Source organism: Spiribacter roseus, from assembly GCF_002813635.1.
In the GTDB taxonomy this organism is placed as follows: domain Bacteria; phylum Pseudomonadota; class Gammaproteobacteria; order Nitrococcales; family Nitrococcaceae; genus Spiribacter; species Spiribacter roseus.
Genome location: NZ_CP016382.1, coordinates 99,681 through 121,841, shown reverse-complemented (window position 1 = coordinate 121,841; position 22,161 = coordinate 99,681). Strand labels below are relative to the sequence as shown.

General features: G+C 69.1%; 24 protein-coding genes. 14 read left to right on the top strand and 10 right to left on the bottom strand.

Features of this window, described 5'->3' with window-relative positions; all coding sequences use genetic code 11:
* The first annotated feature begins 50 nt into the window (after positions 1–50).
* Entirely contained in the window at positions 51–773 is a 723-nt protein-coding gene (locus tag BBH56_RS00600; protein WP_148121590.1) for a ComF family protein, read from the top strand.
* Here the strand turns inward: BBH56_RS00600 and ubiA are convergent.
* The 7 genes from ubiA to gmk form a co-directional block, all read right to left on the bottom strand.
* On the bottom strand, positions 770–1,651 hold the full coding sequence (ubiA, locus tag BBH56_RS00595; protein WP_110882389.1) for a 4-hydroxybenzoate octaprenyltransferase: 882 nt from the start codon (positions 1,649–1,651) through the stop codon (positions 770–772). The genes BBH56_RS00600 and ubiA overlap by 4 nt on opposite strands.
* On the bottom strand, positions 1,648–2,199 hold the full coding sequence (locus tag BBH56_RS00590) for a chorismate--pyruvate lyase family protein (protein WP_148121589.1): 552 nt from the start codon (positions 2,197–2,199) through the stop codon (positions 1,648–1,650). Before BBH56_RS00590 ends, ubiA begins: the two co-directional genes overlap by 4 nt.
* 12 nt (positions 2,200–2,211) lie before the next feature.
* The gene (gene recG, locus BBH56_RS00585) at positions 2,212–4,290 is read right to left on the bottom strand and encodes an ATP-dependent DNA helicase RecG (RefSeq protein WP_148121588.1); all 2,079 of its coding nucleotides are present in this window, start codon (positions 4,288–4,290) and stop codon (positions 2,212–2,214) included.
* Positions 4,291–4,293: 3 nt separating this feature from the next.
* Positions 4,294–4,686, bottom strand: a complete 393-nt coding sequence (locus BBH56_RS00580) for a RidA family protein (RefSeq protein ID WP_110882386.1) — start codon at positions 4,684–4,686, stop codon at positions 4,294–4,296.
* Positions 4,687–4,718: 32 nt separating this feature from the next.
* Positions 4,719–6,887, bottom strand: a complete 2,169-nt coding sequence (locus BBH56_RS00575) for a RelA/SpoT family protein (RefSeq protein WP_144347086.1) — start codon at positions 6,885–6,887, stop codon at positions 4,719–4,721.
* A 10-nt stretch (positions 6,888–6,897) separates the two neighbouring features.
* The gene (gene rpoZ, locus BBH56_RS00570; protein WP_144347085.1) at positions 6,898–7,212 is read right to left on the bottom strand and encodes a DNA-directed RNA polymerase subunit omega; all 315 of its coding nucleotides are present in this window, start codon (positions 7,210–7,212) and stop codon (positions 6,898–6,900) included.
* A gap of 110 nt (positions 7,213–7,322) precedes the next feature.
* Positions 7,323–7,961, bottom strand: coding sequence for a guanylate kinase (gmk, locus tag BBH56_RS00565; protein ID WP_148122694.1), 639 nt, complete (start codon positions 7,959–7,961; stop codon positions 7,323–7,325).
* 61 nt (positions 7,962–8,022) lie between these two features.
* Between gmk and rph the strand changes: the two genes are divergently transcribed.
* Genes rph through BBH56_RS00545 form a run of 4 tightly spaced genes read left to right on the top strand, consistent with a single transcriptional unit; the run spans position 8,023 to position 10,673 of the window.
* Positions 8,023–8,739: a ribonuclease PH gene (gene rph, locus BBH56_RS00560; RefSeq protein WP_110882383.1), complete on the top strand. Its 717-nt coding sequence runs from the start codon at positions 8,023–8,025 to the stop codon at positions 8,737–8,739.
* 1 nt (position 8,740) lies between these two features.
* A complete protein-coding gene (gene rdgB, locus BBH56_RS00555) occupies positions 8,741–9,355 on the top strand; it encodes an RdgB/HAM1 family non-canonical purine NTP pyrophosphatase (protein WP_144347083.1) in 615 nt (204 codons plus the stop codon).
* Positions 9,340–10,491: a radical SAM family heme chaperone HemW gene (gene hemW / locus BBH56_RS00550; RefSeq protein ID WP_148121587.1), complete on the top strand. Its 1,152-nt coding sequence runs from the start codon at positions 9,340–9,342 to the stop codon at positions 10,489–10,491. Before rdgB ends, hemW begins: the two co-directional genes overlap by 16 nt.
* Entirely contained in the window at positions 10,488–10,673 is a 186-nt protein-coding gene (locus BBH56_RS00545) for a CPXCG motif-containing cysteine-rich protein (protein WP_370456333.1), read from the top strand. Before hemW ends, BBH56_RS00545 begins: the two co-directional genes overlap by 4 nt.
* Here the strand turns inward: BBH56_RS00545 and BBH56_RS00540 are convergent, their stop codons facing one another.
* Positions 10,674–11,054, bottom strand: a complete 381-nt coding sequence (locus BBH56_RS00540; protein WP_110882380.1) for a SirB2 family protein — start codon at positions 11,052–11,054, stop codon at positions 10,674–10,676.
* A gap of 140 nt (positions 11,055–11,194) precedes the next feature.
* On the opposite strand from BBH56_RS00540, the gene BBH56_RS00535 reads away from it, so the two are divergent.
* Both BBH56_RS00535 and BBH56_RS00530 read left to right on the top strand, forming a co-directional pair.
* Positions 11,195–11,458 (top strand): type B 50S ribosomal protein L31, encoded by a 264-nt coding sequence (locus tag BBH56_RS00535; RefSeq protein ID WP_110882379.1) that lies wholly within the window; start codon positions 11,195–11,197, stop codon positions 11,456–11,458.
* 35 nt (positions 11,459–11,493) lie between these two features.
* Complete coding sequence (locus BBH56_RS00530; protein ID WP_144347081.1) at positions 11,494–12,792, top strand: citrate synthase; 1,299 nt, start codon at positions 11,494–11,496, stop codon at positions 12,790–12,792.
* A 3-nt stretch (positions 12,793–12,795) separates the two neighbouring features.
* Here the strand turns inward: BBH56_RS00530 and BBH56_RS00525 are convergent, their stop codons facing one another.
* A complete protein-coding gene (locus BBH56_RS00525) occupies positions 12,796–13,419 on the bottom strand; it encodes a hypothetical protein (RefSeq protein WP_144347080.1) in 624 nt (207 codons plus the stop codon).
* A gap of 17 nt (positions 13,420–13,436) precedes the next feature.
* Positions 13,437–15,734: a penicillin-binding protein 1A gene (locus tag BBH56_RS00520; RefSeq protein ID WP_148121586.1), complete on the bottom strand. Its 2,298-nt coding sequence runs from the start codon at positions 15,732–15,734 to the stop codon at positions 13,437–13,439.
* Between the two features lie 84 nt (positions 15,735–15,818).
* Here BBH56_RS00520 and pilM point away from each other — a divergent pair, with 84 nt between their 5' ends.
* From pilM to BBH56_RS00485, 7 genes are read left to right on the top strand one after another with little or no spacing between them, the layout of a single operon-like run.
* Positions 15,819–16,769 (top strand): type IV pilus biogenesis protein PilM, encoded by a 951-nt coding sequence (gene pilM / locus BBH56_RS00515; RefSeq protein ID WP_148121585.1) that lies wholly within the window; start codon positions 15,819–15,821, stop codon positions 16,767–16,769.
* Positions 16,753–17,319, top strand: a complete 567-nt coding sequence (locus tag BBH56_RS00510) for a hypothetical protein (protein WP_148121584.1) — start codon at positions 16,753–16,755, stop codon at positions 17,317–17,319. The genes pilM and BBH56_RS00510 overlap by 17 nt, the downstream gene beginning before the upstream one ends.
* Positions 17,309–18,205: a type 4a pilus biogenesis protein PilO gene (gene pilO, locus BBH56_RS00505; RefSeq protein ID WP_157809035.1), complete on the top strand. Its 897-nt coding sequence runs from the start codon at positions 17,309–17,311 to the stop codon at positions 18,203–18,205. Before BBH56_RS00510 ends, pilO begins: the two co-directional genes overlap by 11 nt.
* 3 nt (positions 18,206–18,208) lie before the next feature.
* On the top strand, positions 18,209–19,318 hold the full coding sequence (gene pilQ, locus BBH56_RS00500) for a type IV pilus secretin PilQ (protein WP_148121582.1): 1,110 nt from the start codon (positions 18,209–18,211) through the stop codon (positions 19,316–19,318).
* Positions 19,315–19,848 carry a shikimate kinase gene (locus BBH56_RS00495; RefSeq protein ID WP_144347074.1) on the top strand — a complete coding sequence of 178 codons (534 nt, stop codon included), beginning with the start codon at positions 19,315–19,317 and terminating at the stop codon, positions 19,846–19,848. The genes pilQ and BBH56_RS00495 overlap by 4 nt, the downstream gene beginning before the upstream one ends.
* Complete coding sequence (gene aroB / locus BBH56_RS00490) at positions 19,838–20,932, top strand: 3-dehydroquinate synthase (protein WP_148121581.1); 1,095 nt, start codon at positions 19,838–19,840, stop codon at positions 20,930–20,932. The genes BBH56_RS00495 and aroB overlap by 11 nt, the downstream gene beginning before the upstream one ends.
* Positions 20,925–22,097 (top strand): deoxyguanosinetriphosphate triphosphohydrolase, encoded by a 1,173-nt coding sequence (locus BBH56_RS00485; protein ID WP_148121580.1) that lies wholly within the window; start codon positions 20,925–20,927, stop codon positions 22,095–22,097. Before aroB ends, BBH56_RS00485 begins: the two co-directional genes overlap by 8 nt.
* The last annotated feature ends 64 nt before the right edge of the window (positions 22,098–22,161 follow it).

The following is a 22,161-nucleotide window of genomic DNA, read 5'->3' as shown; positions in this document are numbered from 1 at the left end:
CGCCCGGCGGCGCACTGGCCGCAACGCGGCCGCCGCGGCAGTCTGCCCGCATGACCCTGCCCGTCCCGCCACCTCAGGCGCGCACGCCCTGGCGCCCGCCCGGCCGCGGCGCCGCTTTTCTGCACAACCTGCTCAGCGGCCGCTGCCGGTTCTGCCAGGCCCGCAGCCTTGAGTGCCCCCTGTGCCCCGGCTGCCGCGAGGACCTGCCCTGGATCAGCGCCGCCTGCGAGCGCTGCAGCCTGCCACTGGCCTCGGGCGAGCCGCTCTGCGCCGGCTGTCGCACCGCGCCGCCGCCATTTGACCGGACCCGCGCGATCTGGACCTACGGCGAGGGTGTCGACGACCTGATCCGCGCCTTCAAGCTGCACGAGGATCTGGCCGCCGGCCGTCTGCTGGCCGAACTGGCCGCCACGGCACTGCATCAACGCGGCACCCCCTGCCATGGCCCGCTGGTGCCGATGCCGCTGCATGCGGCCCGCTATCGCCGGCGCGGGTTCAACCAATCGGCGCTGCTCGCCCGCTGGCTGGGACCACCGGTGGCCCCGTCACTGATCCAGCGCCACCGCCATACCGCCCCCCAGCGCGGTCAGACAGCCGCCGACCGGCGCGCCAATCTGCACGGCGCTTTCCGGCTGCAGCGCCCACCACCGGCCGCGGTCACTCTGGTGGATGATGTCGTGACCACGGGGGCCAGCCTGGCGGCGGTGGCGGACTGCCTGCGCCGCGGCGGGGTCAGGCGGATCGAGGTCATCGCCCTAGCCCGGGCGATTTAGGCGCCGGTCAGATAGGCCAGCGCGATCCCCGCAAAGACCACACCGCCGTACAGATTGTTATTGAGAAACGCCCGAAAACTGCCATCACGACTGCGGTCGCGGATCAGCCACTGCTGGCGCAGGAACAGTCCCGTGGCCAGCGCCAGCGCCAGGTAATAGACCGGCCCCAGTCCGGCACGCCAGCCGATCACCGCCAGCAGCAGGGTCAGCAGCCCCTGCAGCAGCCCGATCATGGCGCGGTCGTAGCGCCCGAACAGCACCGCCGTGGACTTGATGCCCACCTTCAGGTCGTCATCGCGATCGACCATGGCGTACTCGGTGTCATAGATGGTCGCCCATACCACCGATGCGGCGAACACCAGCCAGGCAAGCACCGGCACACCGCCGGTCTGGGCGGCGAAGGCCATGGGGGCCGCCCAGCCGAACGCGGCCCCCAGGTGGACCTGGGGCAGATGGGTATGGCGTTTCATGAACGGATAGGTGGCGGCGAGGATGACACCGCCCAGCGAGAGCAGGATCGTGAGCCGGTTCATGAGCAGGACCAGCGCGAAGGCGATCAGACACAGGCCAGCAAACAGCAGCAGCGCCTCGCGCTCGCTGACCTCGCCGGTGGTCAGCGGCCGCGTGCGGGTGCGTTTGACGTGACGGTCAAAGTCGCGATCGGCGTAGTCATTGATCACGCAGCCCGCCGCACGCATCACCACCACGCCCAGCACGAACACCACGAGGACATCGAGGCGCGGCTCGCCAGTGCCCGCCAGCCACAGCGCCCAGAGCGTGGGCCAGAGCAGCAGGAAGTTGCCGATGGGCCGGTTCAGGCGCGCCAGCCGGGCATACAGCGTCAGCCGATGCGGCCAGCCGGTGGCGGATGCCGTCATGGGTGGAGCTCCTCGATCAGGGGTTGCAGGAAAACTTCGGTCACCAGCAGCGGGCGGCCGGCGATTGAGAACACCGAGCGCCGTGCCCAGCACGGCTCGGCTCCCGGCGCCCGGGCCCGGGCGCCGAGGCGCGAGCTGGCGTCGAGCGGCGCCACCTCGATGGGCCCGCGGGCCACCGGGTAGCGACCGAACAGCAACGCCCCCAGCGGCTGCCGCCCCAGGGTGCGCAGACGGCGCAGCGGGCCTTCGAGGCTATGGCGCGGGATGACGCTGCGGGCATGGATCCAGGGCTGGTCACCGGTGCCCAGCCTGACCTCGCGGATCCACAGCCAGGCCGGCGCGCGCGCGCCCAGCCGCCGGCGCTCATCCGGCCAGGGCCGCCCCCAGTACTCGCGCAGCACCTGCACCCGGAAGGCGCCACCGGCCTGTGCCCGCAGCCGCCGGGTCAGTGAACCGGGCTCGTCCAGCCAGTCACGGACGGGCCCCGGCCGCGGGCGGGCGCCGGGCACACCCCGCGGTCGCCAGTGACGCAGTCCCGGCTCAGCCATGCTGGAATCCCCTCATACCTGTGCGTAACGCTCGCCCTCGCCCACCCAGCGGCGGATCAGCTCGGACACCGCCACCGGATCCTCGTCGAGCAGCGTGCGCGCCGCCGCCTGGACCGCGTCCAGCAGATCGGCGTCACGGGTCAGATCGGCAATGCGATAGGTCAGCGCGCCGGTCTGGCGCGTGCCCAGCACCTCGCCGGGACCGCGGATTTCGAGGTCGCGCCGGGCGATGCGAAAGCCGTCGTTGCTCTCACGCAGCACGCCCAGCCGCGCCCGGGCGGTGTCGCCCAGTGGGCCATGGTACAGCAGCACGCAGCTGCTTCGGGCATGACCGCGCCCCACCCGGCCGCGCAGCTGATGCAACTGCGACAGGCCCAGCCGCTCGGCGTTCTCGATGATCATCAGCGAGGCGTTGGGCACATTGACTCCGACTTCGATCACCGTGGTCGCCACCAGCAGATCGATCGCGCCCGCCTCGAACTGCGCCATGACGGCCTCCTTGGCCGCTGCCGGGAGACGCCCGTGCACCAGCCCGATGGTCAGCTCCGGCAGCTGTTCGCGGAGTCGATCGGCAGTGGCTTCGGCCGCTTCGGCTTCGAGCCAGTCCGAGTCCTCCACCAGCGTGCAGACCCAGTAGGCCTGCCGGCCCTGCGCCCCCACCGCCCGAATGCGCTCGATGACGGCGTCGCGGCGGGTGTCGGGCAGGGCGACGGTCTGCACCGGCAGGCGCCCCGGCGGCAGTTCGTCGATCACCGAGGTATCCAGATCGGCGTAGGCGGTCATCGCCAGCGTGCGCGGGATCGGCGTGGCGGTCATCACCAGCTGATGGGGCTGGTGATGATCGCTGCCCTTATCCCGCAGCGCCAGGCGCTGATGGACGCCGAAGCGGTGCTGCTCGTCAATCACCACCAGTCCCAGCGCGCGGAACACCACATCAGCCTGGAAGAGCGCATGGGTGCCCACCACCACCTGGATGTCGCCGGCAGCGAGCCCGGTCAGCGTCGCCCGCCGCTGGGCGGCGCCGGCTCGGCCACTGAGCCAGCCCACCCGCAGGCCAAGCGGCTCGAGCCAGTCCCGGAAGCTGCGCTCGTGCTGCTCGGCGAGCAGTTCGGTGGGCGCCATGATCGCCACCTGCCAGCCGGCCGCCACCGCATGCAGTGCCGCCAGCACGGCGACGACGGTCTTGCCCGAGCCGACATCGCCCTGCACCAGGCGCAGCATGGGCAATGGCTGGCCCAGATCGGCCACCACCTCGGCGTGCACACGCTGCTGGGCGCCGGTCAGCGCGAATCCCAGTCCATCCAGAAAACGCGCGACTCCCCGGGTGTCCTCGCCGATCACCGGCGCGGGCATGACCTGCTGCTGGGCGGCGCGCAGGCGCAGCAGGCTGAGGCGGTGGGCCAGCAGTTCCTCGAAGGCCAGGCGCCGCACGCTCGGATGGCGCCCGTCCAGCAGGGCGTCGACGTCGCTATCCGCCCCCGGCGCATGAACCTCGGCCAGGGCCGTGTCCAGTGGCACCAGATCGAGCGATGCGCGCAGCGGGGCCGGCAACCACTCGGTGACCGCGCCGGGCTTTGCCAGCGCCGCCGCGATGGCGCGCCGCAGGGCCGCCTGGGTGATCCCCTCGGTGGCGGGATAGACCGGTTTGAATTCGCCCTGGGCCGGTGGGGCACCCGCCTCGACGCGCTGCCAGTCGGGGTGGACCATCTGCATGACCACCGGCCCGGCACGGGCCTCGCCAAACACCCGCAGCGACACACCGCGCGCCATCTGACGCTGCTGACTGGCGTAGAAATGAAAGAACATCAGCTCGAGACTGCCGGTGCCATCGCTGATGCGGCAGATCAGCCGGCGGCGTTGCCCGCCGACGACCTCCACGGCGGTCACCGTGCCATCCACCAGCGCCGCGACGCCGGGCACCAGCTCGCCGATGGCCCGCACCCGGGTGCGGTCCTCGTAGCGGTTCGGCAGGTGAAACGGCATGTCCTCGACGCGCTCGAGCCCCAGCCGTGCGAGTTTCTCGGCGAGCCGTGGGCCGATCCCCGGCAGGCGGGCCACCGGCGTGCCCGACGCGGCGGCGCCCTCAGCCATGGCTCAGGCGTCTTCGGCCAGGCTCAGGATCGCCTCGACCTCGACCATCGCCCCCTTGGGCAGCTCGCGCACGCCCACCGCGGCTCGCGCCGGGTAGGGCTCGGCGAAGGTCTCGGCCATGATGTCGTTGACCGTCGCGAAATGGCCGAGGTCGGTCAGAAAGATCGTCAGCTTGCAGATCGAGGCCAGATCGCCCCCGGTGGCAACGCAGACGTGGCGCAGGTTATCGAATACCTGGCGGGTCTGGACGCTGATGTCGCCCTCGACCAGGGTCATGCTGGCCGGGTCGAGGGGGATCTGACCCGAGATGAAGGCCAGATCGCCCACCTGCACCGCCTGCGAGTAGGGCCCGATGGCCGCCGGTGCCTGGTCGGTCTGAATGATACGGCGTGTCATGGCTTGCTCCGTTGTGGGATGACTGGAGGCGCTCAGCCGCGCCGCCGGGTGATGCGCTGCACCGCTGACAGGCCCCGCAGCCGCCGCATGATACGCGCCAGATGGGCGCGGTCACGCACCCCCACCACCAGCCGCAGGGTAGCGATCATGTCGGCCTTTTCGTCGATCTCGACGGCATCGATGCTGGAGTCGAGATCGGAGATGACCGCCGCCACGCTGGCCAGCACGCCGCGGTTGTTCATTACGTCCATATCCACGGCCACCGGATAATCGCCCTCGGCAATGGCGCCCCAGCGCACGTCCACCCACTTCTCCGGGTGCTTGCGGTACTCGCGGATGTTGTTGCAGGCCTCGTGGTGCACCACCACGCCCCGCCCGGCGCTGGCAAAACCGACAATGGGGTCACCCGGGATCGGCCGGCAGCAGCGCGCAAACGCCACCACCGCCCCTTCCGTGCCCTGCAGGGTCAGCGCGCCACCGGCGCCGGCGGTATCGGGCCGATCCGCGCCATCGTCGCCCCCGGCCAGATAGCGGGCCACGAACCAGGGCAGCCGCCGCCCGAGACCGACTTCCTCGAACACCTCGTCGACGCGCTCGACGCCGAACGACTCGAGGGCCGTCGCGATCTGCTCGTCGCTGAGATCGCCCAGGCTCAGATCCATGGCATTGAGCCCCCGCTCCACCAGACGCCGGCCCAGATCGGTGGCCTCGGCCCCCTGCAGCCGCTTGAGGCTCTGACGGATGGCCGAGCGCGCCTTCGCGGTCACCACGAAGTCCAGCCAGGCGGGATTGGGACGGGCGACGGGGGCAGAGATGATCTCGACGGTCTCGCCGGTCTTGAGCGGCGTGCGAAGCGGGGCCAGGCGGTTGTCGATGTTGGCGGCGATACAGGCATCACCGATCTCGGAGTGGACCGCGTAGGCGAAGTCCACCACCGTCGCGCCCTTGGGCAGCTCCATGATGTCGCCGCCGGGGGTGAACACATAGACCTCGTCGGGGAGCAGATCGATCTTGACGTTCTCGATGAACTCCAGCGAGTTGCCCACGTTTTCCTGGATCTCGAGCAGGCCGTGGACCCACTCGCGGGCCCGGGTCTGGGCGACATTGCTGGGCTGGCCCGGGTCCTTGTACAGCCAGTGGGCGGCGATCCCGGCCTCGGCCACCCGGTCCATCTCGGCGGTGCGGATCTGCACCTCGAGCTGAACCCGGCGCGGCCCCAGCAGAGTGGTGTGCAGGCTCTGGTAGCCGTTCACCTTGGGAATCGCGATGTAGTCCTTGATGCGCCCCGGCAGGGGTTTGTAGCGCCCATGGCAATGGCCGAGCACGCGATAGCAGGTATCCACGTCCGCCACCACCACGCGGAAGCCATAGACGTCGAAGATGTCCTCGAAGCCGGCCTGCTTGCTGCGCATCTTCTGATAGATGCTCCACAGGTGTTTCTGCCGGGCGCTGATCTGCGCATCGATGCCCGCTTCGGCAAGGCTCGCCTGGATCTCGTCGCGGACGTTGTCGAGCAGCTCGCGGCGCGATCCGCGCTGCTGGCGCACCCGCTCCTTGAGGACCCGATAGCGCATCGGATGCAGGGCGGCGAAGCCCAGGTCCTCGAGCTCCACCCGAATGCTGTTGATGCCCAGTCGCTGGGCGATCGGCGCGTAGATCTCGAGGGTTTCGCGGGCGATGCGGGCCCGCTTGCTGGGCGGCATCACGAAGATGGTCCGCATGTTGTGGAGCCGGTCGGCCAGCTTGATCAGAATGACCCGGATGTCCTTCGACATCGCCAGGATCATCTTGCGGAAGTTCTCGGCCTGGGCCTCGGCCTTGCTGCGGAAGTTGATCTGGGTGAGCTTGGAGACGCCATCCACCAGCTGGGCCACTTCCGGGCCGAACGCCTCGGCGATCTCGACCTTGGCGGTGGGCGTATCCTCGATCACGTCGTGGAGGATGGCGGCGCAGAGGCTCTCGGCATCCAGGCCCATCTCTCCCAGCGTGCGCGCCACCGCCAGCGGATGGGTGATGTACGGCTCGCCGGAAAGTCGGCGCTGGCCCTGATGGGCCTGGGCGCCAAACTGATAGGCCCGATAGACCTTCTGGACGTTGTGCGGGTCGAGGTAATTCTCGAGCAGCGAGCACAGGTCGGCCGCCCGGGCCGCGGAGTCGTATCCCGATGTGTCGGGGGTGACTACTGCCTCGCTGCTGGCCATGGCTCCCCGGTCAGTCGCCGGTCTCCGCCCCGTCATCCGCCGGCGGCGTCGCCGGGGTGTCGGCCGCTTCCGGCTCGGCCTCGCGGCTGGCGTCATCCAGCGCGCCCAGCGCCTCGGCCGCCTCCGCCTCGACATTCAGGATGTCGGCGGTGACATAGCCCTCGGCAATCTCGCGCAGCGCGACCACGGTGGGCTTGTCATTTTCCCAGTCCACCAGCGGCTGGGCACCATGGGCCACCTGGCGGGCGCGCCGGGTGCCGGCCAGCACCAGTTCGAAGCGGTTATCGATGTTGTCGAGGCAGTCCTCGACCGTGACTCGTGCCATGGCGGCGTTCTCCAGAATGAATGCGCTGTGGAATGACGACCAGTCTAGCCTGAAAGCCGGGTTGCAATAAAGGCTTGATTGTGCGGCCAGAAACGCCCGCCCGCGCGGAATCAGCCCGCCGCGTCACCGCCGGTGAGCTGCGCCAGCGCCGCCGCGTGGGCGCGCGCCTGCTGATCGGTGGCCAGACGCCGCGCCCGGATGACGGCCTCGAGGTCGGCCAGCGCCACCGCAAAGTCGTCATTCCAGACCAGGTAATCGTACTCGCGGCAATGACTCATCTCGCTGACCGCTTCGGCCATCCGCGCCGCGATCACCGCGTCGCTGTCCTGCCCCCGACCGCGCAGCCGTGACTCGAGCACATCCCGCGACGGCGGGAGGACGAAAACGGACACACAGTCCGGCAGACGCTCGCGGATCTGGCGCGCCCCCTGCCAGTCGATCTCCACCAGCACGTCGCGACCGGCGGCCAGATCGTCGTCCACCGCCGCCCACGACGTCCCGTAGCGGCGATCGAAGACGTGCGCATGCTCGAGAAAGGCATCGGCGTCGATCAGGCGCCGAAACCCCTGCTCATCGACAAAGTGATAGTCGCGGCCGTCGCGCTCGCCGGGTCGCGGCTGGCGCGTGGTGTGCGACACCGAGAAGCACAGCCGCGGGTCGCGCTCCATGAGCGCGCGCAGCAGCGAGGTTTTGCCGGCGCCCGACGCCGCCGAGACGATATACAGAGTGCCCGTTGTGCCCGATTGCATGCCCGCGATGTTACCCTGCGCGCTGTTTTTTCGCATCTTGCCAACCACCCGGGAGATCCGCATGCGCCCCAGCGGCCGAAGCCCTGACCAACTCCGCACCGTTCGCCTGACCCGCGACTTCACCCGACACGCCGAAGGCTCGGTGCTGGTGGAGTTCGGTGACACCCGGGTGCTCTGCACCGCCTCGGTCGAAGAGCGCGTGCCGCCGTGGCTGCGCAACAAGGGCCGCGGCTGGGTGACCGCCGAGTACGGCATGCTGCCGCGCGCCACCGGCAGCCGGACGGATCGCGAAGCGGCCCGGGGCCGTCAGCAGGGCCGCACCATCGAGATCCAGCGGCTGATCGGCCGCAGCCTGCGCGCCGTGGTTGATCTGGAGGCGCTGGGCGAGCGCCGCGTGGTGGTGGACTGTGACGTCCTGCAGGCCGACGGCGGGACGCGTACGGCGGCCATCACCGGCGGCTATGTCGCCCTCGCCGACGCGGTGCAGACGCTGGTGCGCGCCCGCAAGCTGCGCCGTAACCCGCTGCATGGCCACGTCGCCGCGATTTCGGTGGGCATCCATCAGGGCACGCCGGTGCTTGATCTCGACTACGCCGAAGACTCCGAGGCCGAGACCGACATGAACGTCATCATGAATGACGCCGGGCACTTCATCGAAGTCCAGGGCACCGCCGAGGGCCACGCCTTCCGCCGTCCCGAGCTCGATGCCATGCTGGATCTCGCCGGCGCCGGCATCGCCGAACTGATCGCCGCGCAGCGCACCTCGCTGGAGGCCTGATATGGCGCTCATCGAACGACTGGTACTGGCAAGCGGCAATGAGGGCAAACTGGCCGAGCTCACCGCCCTGCTGCGCGGCCCCGTCGATGAGATCGTCCCGCAGTCCTATTACTACGTCCCCGAAGCGGCGGAGACCGGGACCACATTCGTCGAAAACGCCCTGATCAAAGCGCGCAACGCCGCCGCCCACACCCGGCTGCCGGCCATCGCCGATGACTCGGGGCTCGAGATCCCGGCGCTGGACGGGGCTCCCGGGGTGCGCTCCGCCCGCTGGGCCGGCGATGACGCCGGCGATGCCGAGAACAACGCCCGGTTGCGCGATGCACTGATCGATCTTGGCGAGGATGAGCGCGGCGCCGCCTACCGCTGTGTGCTGGTGGCACTGCGCCACGCCGATGACCCCGCGCCGCTGATCGCGGAAGGGGTATGGACCGGGCGGCTGATCGAAACGCCCCAGGGCAGCGGCGGATTCGGCTACGACCCGCATTTCTATCTGGTCGAGTCCGGCTGCACGGCCGCCGAACTGCCCGCCGATACCAAGAACATGCTGAGCCACCGCGGCCAGGCGCTGAGTGCCCTGCGCCGGCGGCTGGAGCAGGAATGGCAGCCACGCTGATCCCGCCACCGCTGGGGCTGTACGTCCACCTGCCGTGGTGCGTGCAGAAATGCCCCTACTGCGATTTCAACTCCCACGCCCTGCGCGGCGAGCTGCCCGAGGCGGACTACACCGCCGCCCTGCTGCGGGATGCCGGGCGCGAGGCCGCCGACGCCGGCGGCCGGCGCATCGACAGCGTGTTCATCGGCGGCGGCACGCCGAGCCTTTTCAGTGCCGGGGCCATTGGCGGGCTACTGGACGGCCTGCGAGAGCGGCTCAACCTGTCCCCGACTGCCGAGATCACCCTTGAGGCCAACCCCGGCACCGGCGAGGCCGGCCGCTTCGAAGGGTTTCTGGCCGCCGGCGTCAATCGCCTGTCCATCGGGGTGCAGAGCTTCCAGGGCCATCACCTCGAGCGCCTCGGTCGCATCCATGGCGGTGATGAAGCGGCGGACGCGGTCAGGACGGCCCAGCGCGCAGGGTTTGAGCGCATCAACGTCGACCTGATGCACGGTCTACCCGGGCAGACGGCCGCCGAGGCGCTGGATGATGTCGAGCAAGCGCTGGCACTGGGTGTTGAACACCTCTCGCACTACCAGCTGACCCTCGAGCCCGGCACCGCCTTTTTCGCCCGCCCGCCGACACTGCCGGACGACGACCAGCTCGCCGACATCGAGGCGGCCTGCGCCGAGCGGATCGAAGGCGCCGGACTGCAGCGCTATGAGGTCTCCGCCTGGGCGGTGCCCGGCGAGGAATGCCACCACAATCTGAACTACTGGCGCTTCGGGGATTACCTGGCGATCGGTGCCGGTGGCCATGCCAAGCTGAGCCGGCCGGAGGGCGGCATCCGCCGCACCCACAAGCAGCGGCTGCCGCGGCTCTATCAGGAACTGGCGGGCACTGATGCGGCCACCGCGGGGGAACGCGACATCACCCCTGACGAGCGGCCGCTGGAGTATCTGATGAATGCCCTGCGCCTGACCGGAGGCACATCCATGGCCGACGCCCGGGCCCGCACGGGCCTGTCGGCAGCGGCCTTCGAGCCGGGGCTGAGCGAGGCCCGACGCCGCGGGTTAATGGTGACCGACCCCGCGCGACTGCAGGCGACGGCGCTGGGGCAGCGTTTCCTCAACGACCTTCTGGGGCTTTTCCAATGATGATCGAGACGCTCACCATCGACTGTCCTTACTGTGGCGAGACATTCTCCACCGTGGTCGACTGCTCCGCCGGCGATCAGGCCTATATCGAGGATTGCGTGGTGTGCTGCCGGCCCATCGAGTGCCGGCTGACCGTCACGCCCGATGGCCCGGTCCTGACGGTGCAGCGCGACGACGACTGATCAGATCGGCAGCGGGGTCTTGTACAGCGCCACCATGACGATATAACCGTAGACCACCAGCGCGGCCACGAAGGCCGTGACGCGGATGGTGGCGGTGCGCCCGCGCTTGAGTGCGATGATGCCGAGCACGATATAGACCACCAGCGCAACCACTTTGGCCGTAATCCAGTCATGCGGCACCACCGGGTAGCGCCAGCCGATCCAGGCCACCGCGAAGGCGGTGATCAGCAGTGTCGTGTCGATCACATGCGGCAGGATCTTCACCCATTTGCGCTGCAGCATCGCCGAGCCGGCGACCATCCAGCCCCCCCGCAGGATGAACAGCAGGACCGTCAGCGTGGCGACGGTGGTGTGCAGATGCTTGAGCCCGATGTAGAGCATGAACGCGATTCCTGTTCGACGGCCGAGTTGACCGCGTCATCCTACCGGCGCGACATGGGCCGGTCGAGCGCGTCTCTTGTACCGCCGGCAGCGACCGCCTAACATACGCGCATCTTTTAACCAGTGTTTCGAGAGACGGAATGAAGAAAGACATCCATCCCGAGTACCGCCAGGTGGTGTTCCAGGACATCTCCGCGGATTACTCGTTCCTGACCCGCTCGACGGTGAAAACCGACGAGACCATCCAGTGGGAAGACGGCAACGAGTACCCGTTGGTCAAAGTCGAGATCTCCAGCGCCAGCCACCCCTTCTACACCGGCAAGCAGCGCGTGCTGTCGAGCGGTGGCCGGGTTGATCAGTTCCGTCGCCGTTATGGCGGGATGGCGAAAGGCACCAAGAGCTGAGACCGGACAGCGCCGAACGAACAGGAGGCGTCTCGATGGCCGACAAGACCGTTACCATCACCGACAACGAGACCGGCCGGCGGGCGGATATGCCGGTACGCCAGGGCACCCACGGCTCTGACGTCATCGACATCCGCTCACTGCAGAGCGATCTCGGCTACTTCACCTACGATCCGGGCTACGGCACCAGCGGCAGCTGCCAGAGTGACATCACCTTCATCGATGGTGAGCGCGGCATCCTGCTGTATCGCGGTTATCCCATCGAGCAGCTGGCCGAGCACGGTTCGTTCCTCGAGGTCGCGCGGCTGCTGATCCACGGTGATCTGCCGAATAAGCGCGAGCTCGAAGAGTTCGACGAGGCCATCACCCGGCACACGATGGTCAACGAAAGCCTGCGGATCTTTTTCAACGGTTTTCACTACGACGCCCACCCAATGGCCATGCTGACCGGCGTGGTCGGATCGCTGTCGGCGTTCTACCACGACGCCATGGACATCACCGACCCCGAGAGCCGCCTGCTGTCGGCGCACCGCATCATCGCGAAGATGCCCACCATCGCCGGCGCCTCGTTCAAGCATATGGTCGGCGAGCCGTTCGTCCACCCGCTCAACCGTCTGTCCTACACCGGCAACCTGCTGAACATGCTGTTCGCGCGACCCAGTGAGGACTACGCGATCAACCCGGTGGCCGAGCGTGCCCTCGATCAGCTGCTGATCCTGCATGCCGATCACGAGCAGAACGCCAGCACCTCCACGGTGCGGCTGGCCGGCAGCACCGGGACCAACCCGTTCGCCGCCATCTCGGCCGGCTGCGCCGCCCTCTGGGGCCCCGCCCACGGCGGTGCCAACGAGGCGGTGCTCAACATGCTGAGCGAGATCGGCAGTGTCGAGCAGGTGCCGAAGTACATCGAAAAGGCCAAGGACAAGAACGACCCGTTCCGGCTGATGGGCTTTGGTCACCGGGTCTACAAAAACTACGACCCGCGGGCGACGATCATCCGCAAGACCTGCCACGAGCTGCTCGATGAGCTTGGCGTCGGCAACGACCCGCAGCTCGAACTGGCCATCCGGCTTGAGGAGATCGCCCTCGCCGATGATTACTTCGTCGAGCGCAAGCTCTACCCCAACGTCGACTTCTACTCGGGCATCATCTACCGCGCCCTGGGGATCCCCAAGGAGTTCTTCACGGTGCTGTTCGCCATCGGCCGCACGCCGGGCTGGATCGCCCAGTGGATGGAGATGCTCTCCGACCCCGAGCAGCGCATCGGTCGGCCGCGCCAGCTCTACACCGGCCCGGCCCGCCGCGACTATATCCCGCTGCACCGCCGCGGCTGAACCCTAGTCGACGGCGCTGGCGTCCTCGGCGATCAGCGCCTCGACGTCGCGACGGCTCGCCCGCTGCATGGGCCGGCCGTCGATCGGGCTTTTCGGCGGCTGATGATTGCCGCGCCCCGCGAACACCGCCACCGTGATCGGCGTATCGCCGGCGACGAAGTGGTGCACGGGAATCGTCTCGTAGTCATCCTCGAACCGAAACCGCTTTTCCTGGGTATCGAAAGGGATGTCGTGATCCATGAGAAAGAACACGACGTCCTCAGGGGTTTCGGCGAAGCAGTGCAGGTCCACGGCGCTCTGATCACCGGCGGTGCCATCCAGCACCGAGCCCGTCAGCCGCGGCCGGAACGCCGCGAAAAACGTCATCGCCTCGAGGGCCGCCTCGCGCAGCGACTGCAGGGCCGTTAGCTGGCGCTCGCCGCCGAACAGCCGCTGATAATCCTGCAGGGCGGCCTGGATCTCGCGGTTCTGCGGCAGATTGGTGGTCCGCGGGGCGTTCAGCTGCAGCGCCGCCTTGCGCTTCGCGATTGAAAAGTCCCGGATCCCTTCCACCGCCATGATGCGGGCCGACTCCTGAACCAGGCGCTCGCGCATGCGGGCATCACGGTTGGCTTTTCCTCGGGCCATGGGGGTGTACTCCCAGATCAGAACAGGGGGGTGTCCGCTTCCCCGCCGCTGCCCGACGAACCCTCGTCGCTGGGCGCCGGTGGCGGCGGGAGATTCTCGGTACGGAACGTCTCGTAAATGGCGTCGGGGGCGTCACCGCTGACCCGCTCACCGGTCTCGGGATCGATCTTCACCGTCACCAGACCATTAGGCCGCGACCACTCGGATGCCGGCCGCCCCGCCAGCGCCTCACCCATGAAGTCCATCCAGATGGGCAGGGCCGCCCGGCCGCCGGTTTCATAGCGGCCCAGGCTCTGGCGCTCGTCAAAGCCCACCCAGACCGTCGCGACCAGGTCAGCGTTGAACCCCGAGAACCAGGCATCGTTCTGGTCATTGGTGGTGCCGGTCTTGCCGGCGATGTCCGAGCGGCCCAATTCCCTGGCCCGCCGGGCGGTGCCCTCCTCGACCACATTGCGCAGCATCGAGCGCATCAGCCAGGCGTTGCCGGCGCTGATCGCCCGGCGCCGCTCGGCGGATTCGGTCTTCGGGGCTTCATGCACGGTCTCGCCGTCGTTATCGACGATGCGCTCGATGACATGCGGCTCGACGGCATAGCCGCCGTTGGCGAACACCGCATAGGCCCGCGCCAGCTCAAGCGGCGTGACCTCGGCCGCCCCCAGCGCCAGCGACAGGTTGCGCGGCAACCGCCCGCGAGGCAGGCCAAAGCGCTCGAGGTGAGCCAGTGTGGGGCTGATGCCGATCTGGCGCAGCACCCGGATCGAGACCAGGTTGCGGGAGCGGGTCAGGGCCTCGCGCAGGCGGGTCGGCCCGAACACGCGGCCGCTGTAGTTCTCGGGACGCCAGACGTCCTCCAGCGCGGCATCCGTGAACACCACCGGGGCATCGTTGATCAGCGTCGCCGGTGTCAGGCCGTTGGCGAGCGCCGCCGAGTAGATCAGCGGCTTGAAGGCCGAACCGGGCTGGCGGGCGGCCTGGGTCACGCGGTTGAACTTACTGAATGAAAAGTCATAGCCGCCCACCAGCGCACGGATGCCGCCGGTATCGGGATCCAGCGCCACAAGACCGCTCTGGGGCTCAGGCGGCTGGGCCAGGCGCCAGCCGTCATCCGTCTCGCGGGCGTGCACCACATCCCCCACCGAGAGCACCAACTGCGGTCGCGCCCACTGCATGCCCGCCTCGGGCAGCGCGATCCGTTCGTCCGCGGCGGTCAGCAGCGTCGCGCCCTCATCATCGACCCCGGTCACTACGCCCACGCGAAGCGCCCCCGGGCGCGGAAACCCGGACAGCCGATCCAGCAGGGCCTCGCGCGGCCCGTCGATGAGCGCCGGTTCAAGCTGCGCGAGTGGGCCCCGGTAGCCGTGGCGCTCGTCATAGGCATGCAGCCCCGAGCGCAGTGCCCGACGGGCCTCGGCCTGGCGATCGGCGGCGACGGTGGTATAGACCGAATAGCCCTCGGTGTAGGCGGCGGTGCGACCAAAGCGCTCGACCACCCGGGCGCGCGCCATCTCGGCGACATAGGGCGCATCCACGCGGCTCTGGCGGCGATGCTGATCCGCGGTGATGGGCGCCGCCATGGCCATGTCGTAGCGGTCCTGGTCGATCACGCCGGTGGCGAGCATGCGCCCCAGCACATAGGCCCGGCGACTCAGGGCCTCGTCCGGATCGGCGAGCGGATTGGAGGCCGACGGCGCCTTGGGCAGCCCGGCGATCATCGCCTGTTCGGGCAGCGTCAATTCCGCCAGTGGGCGGCCGTAGTAGGCCTCGGCCGCCGCCGCCACCCCATAGGCACGCTGACCCAGGTAGATCTTGTTCAGATACAGCTCGAGGATCTTGCGTTTGTCGAGCTCCTGCTCGATGCGCAGCGCCAGAAAAATCTCGCGGAGCTTGCGAAGATAGGTCTGTTCCGAGCTGAGGAACAGGTTGCGGGCGAGCTGCATGGTGATGGTGCTGCCGCCCGGTCCTTTCTCGCCGGTGCGAACCAGGTACCAGACCGCCCGGGCGATGCCTTCATAATCAACGCCGGGATGTTGATAGAAGCGCTGATCCTCGGCGGCGATGAAGGCCTCCACCATGCTCGGCGGGATGGCTCCAAGGCCGACGGGCGTCCGCCGCACTTCGCCGAACTCGTCGATGAGCTCGCCCTCGGCGGTGTAGACGCGCAGCGGCACCTGCAACTCGACATTGCGCACCGACTCAACGCTGGGCAGCCCGGGCGCCAGCACGATGTAGGCGGCAATCATGCCGCCGGCCGCCAGGAGCCCCAGCGAGGCCAGCCCCGCCAGCATTTGCAGTGAGCGCCGAATGATGACCGACATGAACCTTCTTGCATGCACTGACCCGTCGAGAGCCGAGTATATCACCGCCGGCGGCGGCGACGGGGCGCCGGGGCCCACCGCATCATGATGCCAGTGCGACGCCGGCGCTCCCGAGGCCCCGCCGTCATCGGCATCGACTGCGGCACCACGGCGGTCAAGGCCGTTGCGCTGCGCCGGGCCGGCGGGCAGATGATCCTCGCCGGCCATGCCATCGAACCCTATCCGGTCGACGACCCGTCACCCGCCTCGGTGGCCGCGACCATCGCCACGGCCGCCCGGCGCGCCGCCCCCGACGCGCGACTGGCTGCCACTGCGCTGGCCGACGAACAGGCCATCACCCGAGTGATCAAGGTCCCGGCGGGTCTCCATGAGGCGGCCCTCGAGACCCGGGTCCAGCTCGATATCGAGGCGACCCTCAAACAGTCCCGCCAGGCACTGGCGTTTGACTTTCGGCGACTCGCCGCCGAGCCCGACGGGGATCAGCAGGCCGTTCTTGTGGTGGCCGCCCGGGACAGGGCCATTGCCGAGCGGCGGCGTCAACTCAAGGCGGCCGGACTGCGCTGCCAGCTGATCGACCTCGACGCCCATGCCAGCGTCCGCGCCGCGTTGCGGGACGATCGCCTGCCGCTCGGCCCCACCAGCGCCCCGGTCGCACTGCTTGATATAGGGGCGCGCTTGCGGCTGGGCATCTTCGATCGCCAGCGTCTGCACTACTGCCAGACCCACGAGCTGAGCGATACGCCGGGCGACAGCGACTGCCTGCGCCGCATTGAACAGGCCCTCGCCATGCACCACGGCAGTGCCTCAACCCGCGTCCCCGATGCCATGGCCCTCATCGGCGGCGGCGCCAGCCAGACGCTGGCGGCGGCCATTGCCAGCCGGCTGGGCAGCGACTGCTACCTGCCGGACCCGCTGCGCGGCCTGGAACTGGCCGACGCCAGCGATGCCGATGCATTCGCCGCCGACCAGTCACGGCTTGTCACGGCCATCGGGCTGGCCCTTCATGCCGGAGACCGTTATGCCCATTGGCGTTAACCTGCTGCCCTGGCGCGCCCGACAAGCCCGCCGGCGGCGTTGGCGGCTGGCGCTGATCGGCCTTGGCGGGGGCCTGGCGGGGCTGATGGCCCTCGCCATCATCGCCACCCGCGTCGATCAGCAGAATGCCGCGGACCGGGCGCATCAGGCCGAGCTCGAGGCGCAGCTCGCCGAGCTTGCCCCGGCGATCGAAGCCCAAGGTCGCCTCGAGCGCACCCGCGAGCGCCTCGATGCCCGCCATGCAGTGACTGAGACACTGGGCGAGCAACGCCGCCGCGCGCCGGATGCACTGACCCAGACGCTGGCCGCGCGCCCGCCGACGATCGCCCTGACCCGGTTGCGGATCCACGCCGAAGAACGCGTCATCGAGGGCCACAGCCGACAGCCCGATGCCCTGCCGCGGCTCATCGACGCGCTGCGTGCCGCGCCGGCGTTCGCGGGGTTTCACCCGCAGCGGCTGACCCACCTGGCCGCCGAGGGCGGGGAACGCCGCGGGTTCCGGCTGACCCTGACGCGCCCGTCAACGCCGACGGTGGACGATGACCGTTAAAGCGCTCAAGACCGCGGGCGTGGGGCTGTTGCTGGGGCTGATCGCCGGCTGGCTGATTGCCCTGCGACCGGCGCTGGCCGAGCGCGACCGGCTGGCCGAAAGCCGCGCCCCCCTTGCCCAGCGTCTGGATGCCGAGCAACGCCGCCTCGCCGACCGCAAGGCAGTCACAGCGGCGATCGAGCGGCGGCGCAGCGCCCTCCGCCATCACCCCATGCGCCTGCCGGCAGCAGCGGACGAGTCCCGGCTGGTGAGTCATCTGGCGGGACTGGCTGCCGACAACGGCGCACGTCTGGTCGACATCGACCCCGGCACCACCCGAGCGACGCCCGCCTACCATCAACGCCGCCTGGTGGTGCGCCTAAACGGCGGGTGGACGCCCCTGATGCGGTTTCTGGCCGGCGTCGAGCAGACCACCCGCGGGATCGCCATGACCGGCCTCGAATTCAACGATGGCGATGCCGATGCGCAACCGGGCGGAATCGTCCTGACGCTGAACCTGGACGTCTACTGGCAGCCGTCGGTGGCGGGGGCGTCCCAGCCCGCGGAGACCAGCTTGGGCTGGATCGCCGAAACCCCGCGACCGGACGCCGTGCCCCCGGGGAGACCGCCGGCCAACCCCTTCGCCAGCGCCAGCCCCTCCATGCCCATCGCCGACACCGATATCCGCTACATCGGCCGGATCATCCGCGGCGATCGGCAGTGGGCACTGATCCGCCGGGCCGACGGTCCGCTGCAGCGACACCAGCGCGGCGACCCGATCGCCGGGCTGGGGCAGCTGGCGCGCATTCAATCCGGTGCGATCAGCGTGGCGCCCGGCCCCAGCAACCCCGACGCCCCCATGCGGATCATTCCCCGACAGCCGGGACCGCCATCGGCAGGAGAATAGCGGATGCCCCTTCCCCTCATCCGGCCGCTACCCGCGGCGCTCATCGCCCTGATCACGCTGCATGGCGTGGCCCTGCCCGCGGTCGCCCAGCCGGTTCAGCTGGACGTCGACTCGGTGACCCTGCCGGAGGTGCGCGAGCACGTCGAAGCCATCACCGCCGAGCCGGGGCCCGCCACCGACGCGCCGGCCACCACGCCGGCACGGACGGTGTTCATGCCGATCCGTTATGCCAATGCCGGCGAGCTCGCCAGTCTGCTCGACGATGCGCGGGTCAGTGTCGATGGGCGCACCAACACCCTCATCATCCGCGGGTCGGATCGCGCCATCCAGCAGGCCCGGACGCTGGTCGAGCGTCTTGACGTGCCGGTGAGGCAGGTGCTTATCGAGGCGCGGATCGTGATCGCAAGTGACGATTTCAGTAACGAGATCGGCGTGCGCTTCAATGCCGCGCGTCGCAATCAGACCGGCGACACCCGCATCACCAGCGGCGGCACGCTGGATGCCGACGGCCTGATGGTGGATCTGCCCGCCAGCAATGCCGCCGGCGGCGCCGGGGTGGCCATCGGCAAGATCGGCAGCTACCTGCTCGAGCTCGAGCTCTCGGCCATGGAGAGCGAGAACAAGGGCGAGATCATCTCAAGCCCACGCGTGGTCACTGCCAGCAACCGGCAGGCCGAAATCAAGCAGGGCGTGCAGATCCCCTTCGAGCAGGCCACCTCCAGCGGCGCCACCAGCATCGCCTTCCGGGAAGCGGTTCTGGGGCTGGTGGCGACACCCCAGATCACCCCGGATGACCAGGTGCAGCTGACCCTGGCGATCAACCAGGACAGCCGCGGCGAGGAGACCCCGGAGGGCCCGGCCATCAACACCCAAGCGGTGCGCACCCACGTGCTGGTCGCCGACGGCGAGACCGTGGTCCTCGGCGGCGTGTTCGAACAGACGCGCCGCGATGGCGTGCGCCGCGTCCCCGGACTGTCGGATCTGCCACTGGTGGGACAGCTCTTTCAGCGCCGCACCGCCGTCAACGACCGCAGCGAATTGCTGATCTTTGTCACACCCCGCATCCTCGAGGCTCCGGGCACACCCACAAACGCGATAGAATCAGAACCATGAGCAGGATTGACCGGGTATTCCTCGTCGGCCCCATGGGCGCGGGCAAGAGCACCATCGGCCGCCGCCTGGCGGCGCGGCTGGCGCTGTCGTTCGTCGATCTGGACGCCGCCATCGAGGCGCGGACCGGCGTCGACATCCCACGCATTTTCGACATCGAGGGCGAGGCGGGCTTCCGACGCCGCGAGTCGGAGCTGCTTGAGACACTGACCCGGCAGCCGCGTACCCTGCTCGCCACCGGCGGCGGCGCCGTGCTCGACCCGGCCAATCAGCGCTGTCTGCGCGAGCGCGGCCAGGTGGTCTATCTGCGCGCCGATGTGGCCACGCAGATCGCACGCACCCGGCATAGCGATCGCCCGCTACTGCGCGGCGACGACCCGGCCGGACGGCTGGCGGCGATCCTCGAGGCACGAGCGCCGATCTACGAAGCCATCGCGGATATCAGCATCGATACCCGGGATGGATCACCGGAGCGGATCGCCGAGCAACTGGCCCGGCGCCTGCAGCAGACGGAGCCCTCGCATGACGGATAAACCCCGCCGCGTCGACGTCGCCCTGGGCGAGCGCAGCTACCCCATCCTGATCGGCCGCGGCCTGCTCGATGATCCCCGCTGCCTGCGCGATTCCATCGACGCCCGCGAAGTCATGGTGATCAGCAACGAGACCGTCGCGCCGTTGTACCTCGACCGACTGCGTGCGGCATTCGCGGACCGTCGCCTGGCCAGCGCCTGCCTGCCGGACGGCGAACAGGAAAAACGGCTCGAATCGATGCTGCCGGTATTCGACACCCTGCTGGTCAACGGCTTCAGCCGCGACTGCCAGGTGGTGGCCCTGGGCGGCGGCGTCATCGGCGATCTGGCGGGGTTCGTCGCCGCCACCTACCAACGCGGGGTGGGCTTTGTTCAGGTGCCCACCACGCTACTGGCCATGGTCGACTCGTCCGTGGGGGGCAAGACCGGCGTCAACCATCCCCGCGGCAAGAACATGATCGGCGCCTTCCACCAGCCCCGCGCGGTCATCGCCGATCCGGCCGTGCTGGACAGCCTGCCGCAACGGGAACTGCGCGCCGGCATGGCCGAGGTCATCAAGTACGCCCTGCTGGGCGACGCCGATTTCCTTACCTGGCTCGAAGCCCACCTCGACGCGGCGATGGCGCGCGATCCCGCCACGCTGGCCCATATCGTCGAGCGCTGCTGCCGTAACAAGGCCGCCATCGTCGCCGCCGACGAGCGCGAGGCCGGCCAGCGTGCCCTGCTCAATCTGGGGCATACCTTCGGCCATGCCATCGAAGCTGCCCGTGGCTATGGCGATTGGCTGCATGGCGAGGCGATTGCCGCCGGCATGTGTATGGCGGCGCGCCTGTCCGCGCGGCTCGGCTGGATCAATGCCCGCGACCGCGACCGGGCCATCGCCCTTATCGAGCGCGCCGGGCTGCCGGTGCATGCGCCCGCCGACATGGGCGCCGGGCGCTTCCGCGAATTCATGGCCCGCGACAAGAAAAACCGCGACGGCGCGTTGCGCCTGGTGCTCTTGCGGGCCCTGGGGGACGCCACGGTCACCGCCGATTATGACCCCGATGCCCTCACCGCAACACTGGAGGCGGAAGGCCATGACTGAGCCGGCCAGTGACCCCCTCGGCCTGGCGGCGTTTGCCTGCCGCCCGTCCACCAGCCGCGGCCGGCGTCATGCGGACAGCCGCCCCGACCTGCGCAACGCCTTTCAGCGCGACCGCGACCGGATCATTCACAGCGCGGCATTCCGGCGCCTTGAGTACAAGACCCAGGTATTCGTCAATCACGAGGGCGACCTGTTCCGGACGCGCCTCACCCACAGCCTCGAGGTGGCGCAGATCGCGCGCACCATCGCCCGGGCACTGGGCCTTAACGAGGATCTGACCGAGGCGATCGCACTGGCCCACGACCTGGGCCACACGCCCTTCGGGCATGCCGGGCAGACCGCGCTCAACGACTGCATGGCCGAGTACGGCGGGTTCGAGCACAACCTCCAGTCGCTGCGCGTGGTGGATCAGCTCGAGACCCGCTATCCCGAGCACGATGGGCTCAACCTGACCTTCGAGACCCGCGAAGGACTGGTCAAACGCTGCCCGCTCGCCCATGCCGAGCGGCTGGGCGATGTCGGCCAGCGCTTCATCGACGGGACCCAGCCATCCCTCGAGGCGCAGCTCACCAACGTCGCCGACGAAATCGCCTACAACAGTCACGACGTCGATGACGGCCTGCGGGCCGGACTGCTGGATATCGATGCGCTGCGCGAGGTGGAGTGGATCGACGCGCTCGACCGCCATGTCGAAGCCGAATATCCCGCCCTCGGCGGCCGGCGGCGGGTCTATCGCATCGTCCGCGAGCTGATCGCCGGGCAGGTGAACGACCTGCTGACCACCAGCCGCGAGCGGATCACCCGGGCCAACCCCCTCGGACCCGACGATGTGCGCGCGAGCGCGCAGCCACTCATCGCCTTCAGCCCCGGCATGCAGGCGCGTCACCGGGCGCTCAAGGATCACCTGATGGCCAACCTCTACCGGCACTACCGGGTGCACCGCATGACCACCAAGGCGGACCATGTGGTCCACAGCCTGTTCGAGCGCTTCATGGCCGACCTCCAACTGCTGCCCCCGGAGTTCGCCGAGAGCGCCCGCGAGCGGGCCGGGCGCAACGGCCGACGCGGTCAGGCACGGGTGATTGCGGACTATATCGCGGGCATGACCGACCGCTTTGCACTGGAGGAATACGAGCGCCTGACCGATCCCGCCAAGCTCACCTGACATTGCCGCAAAACGCCGCCCGCGCTATATTGTCCAACCATTTGCCCGCTGACATGGAAGTCGC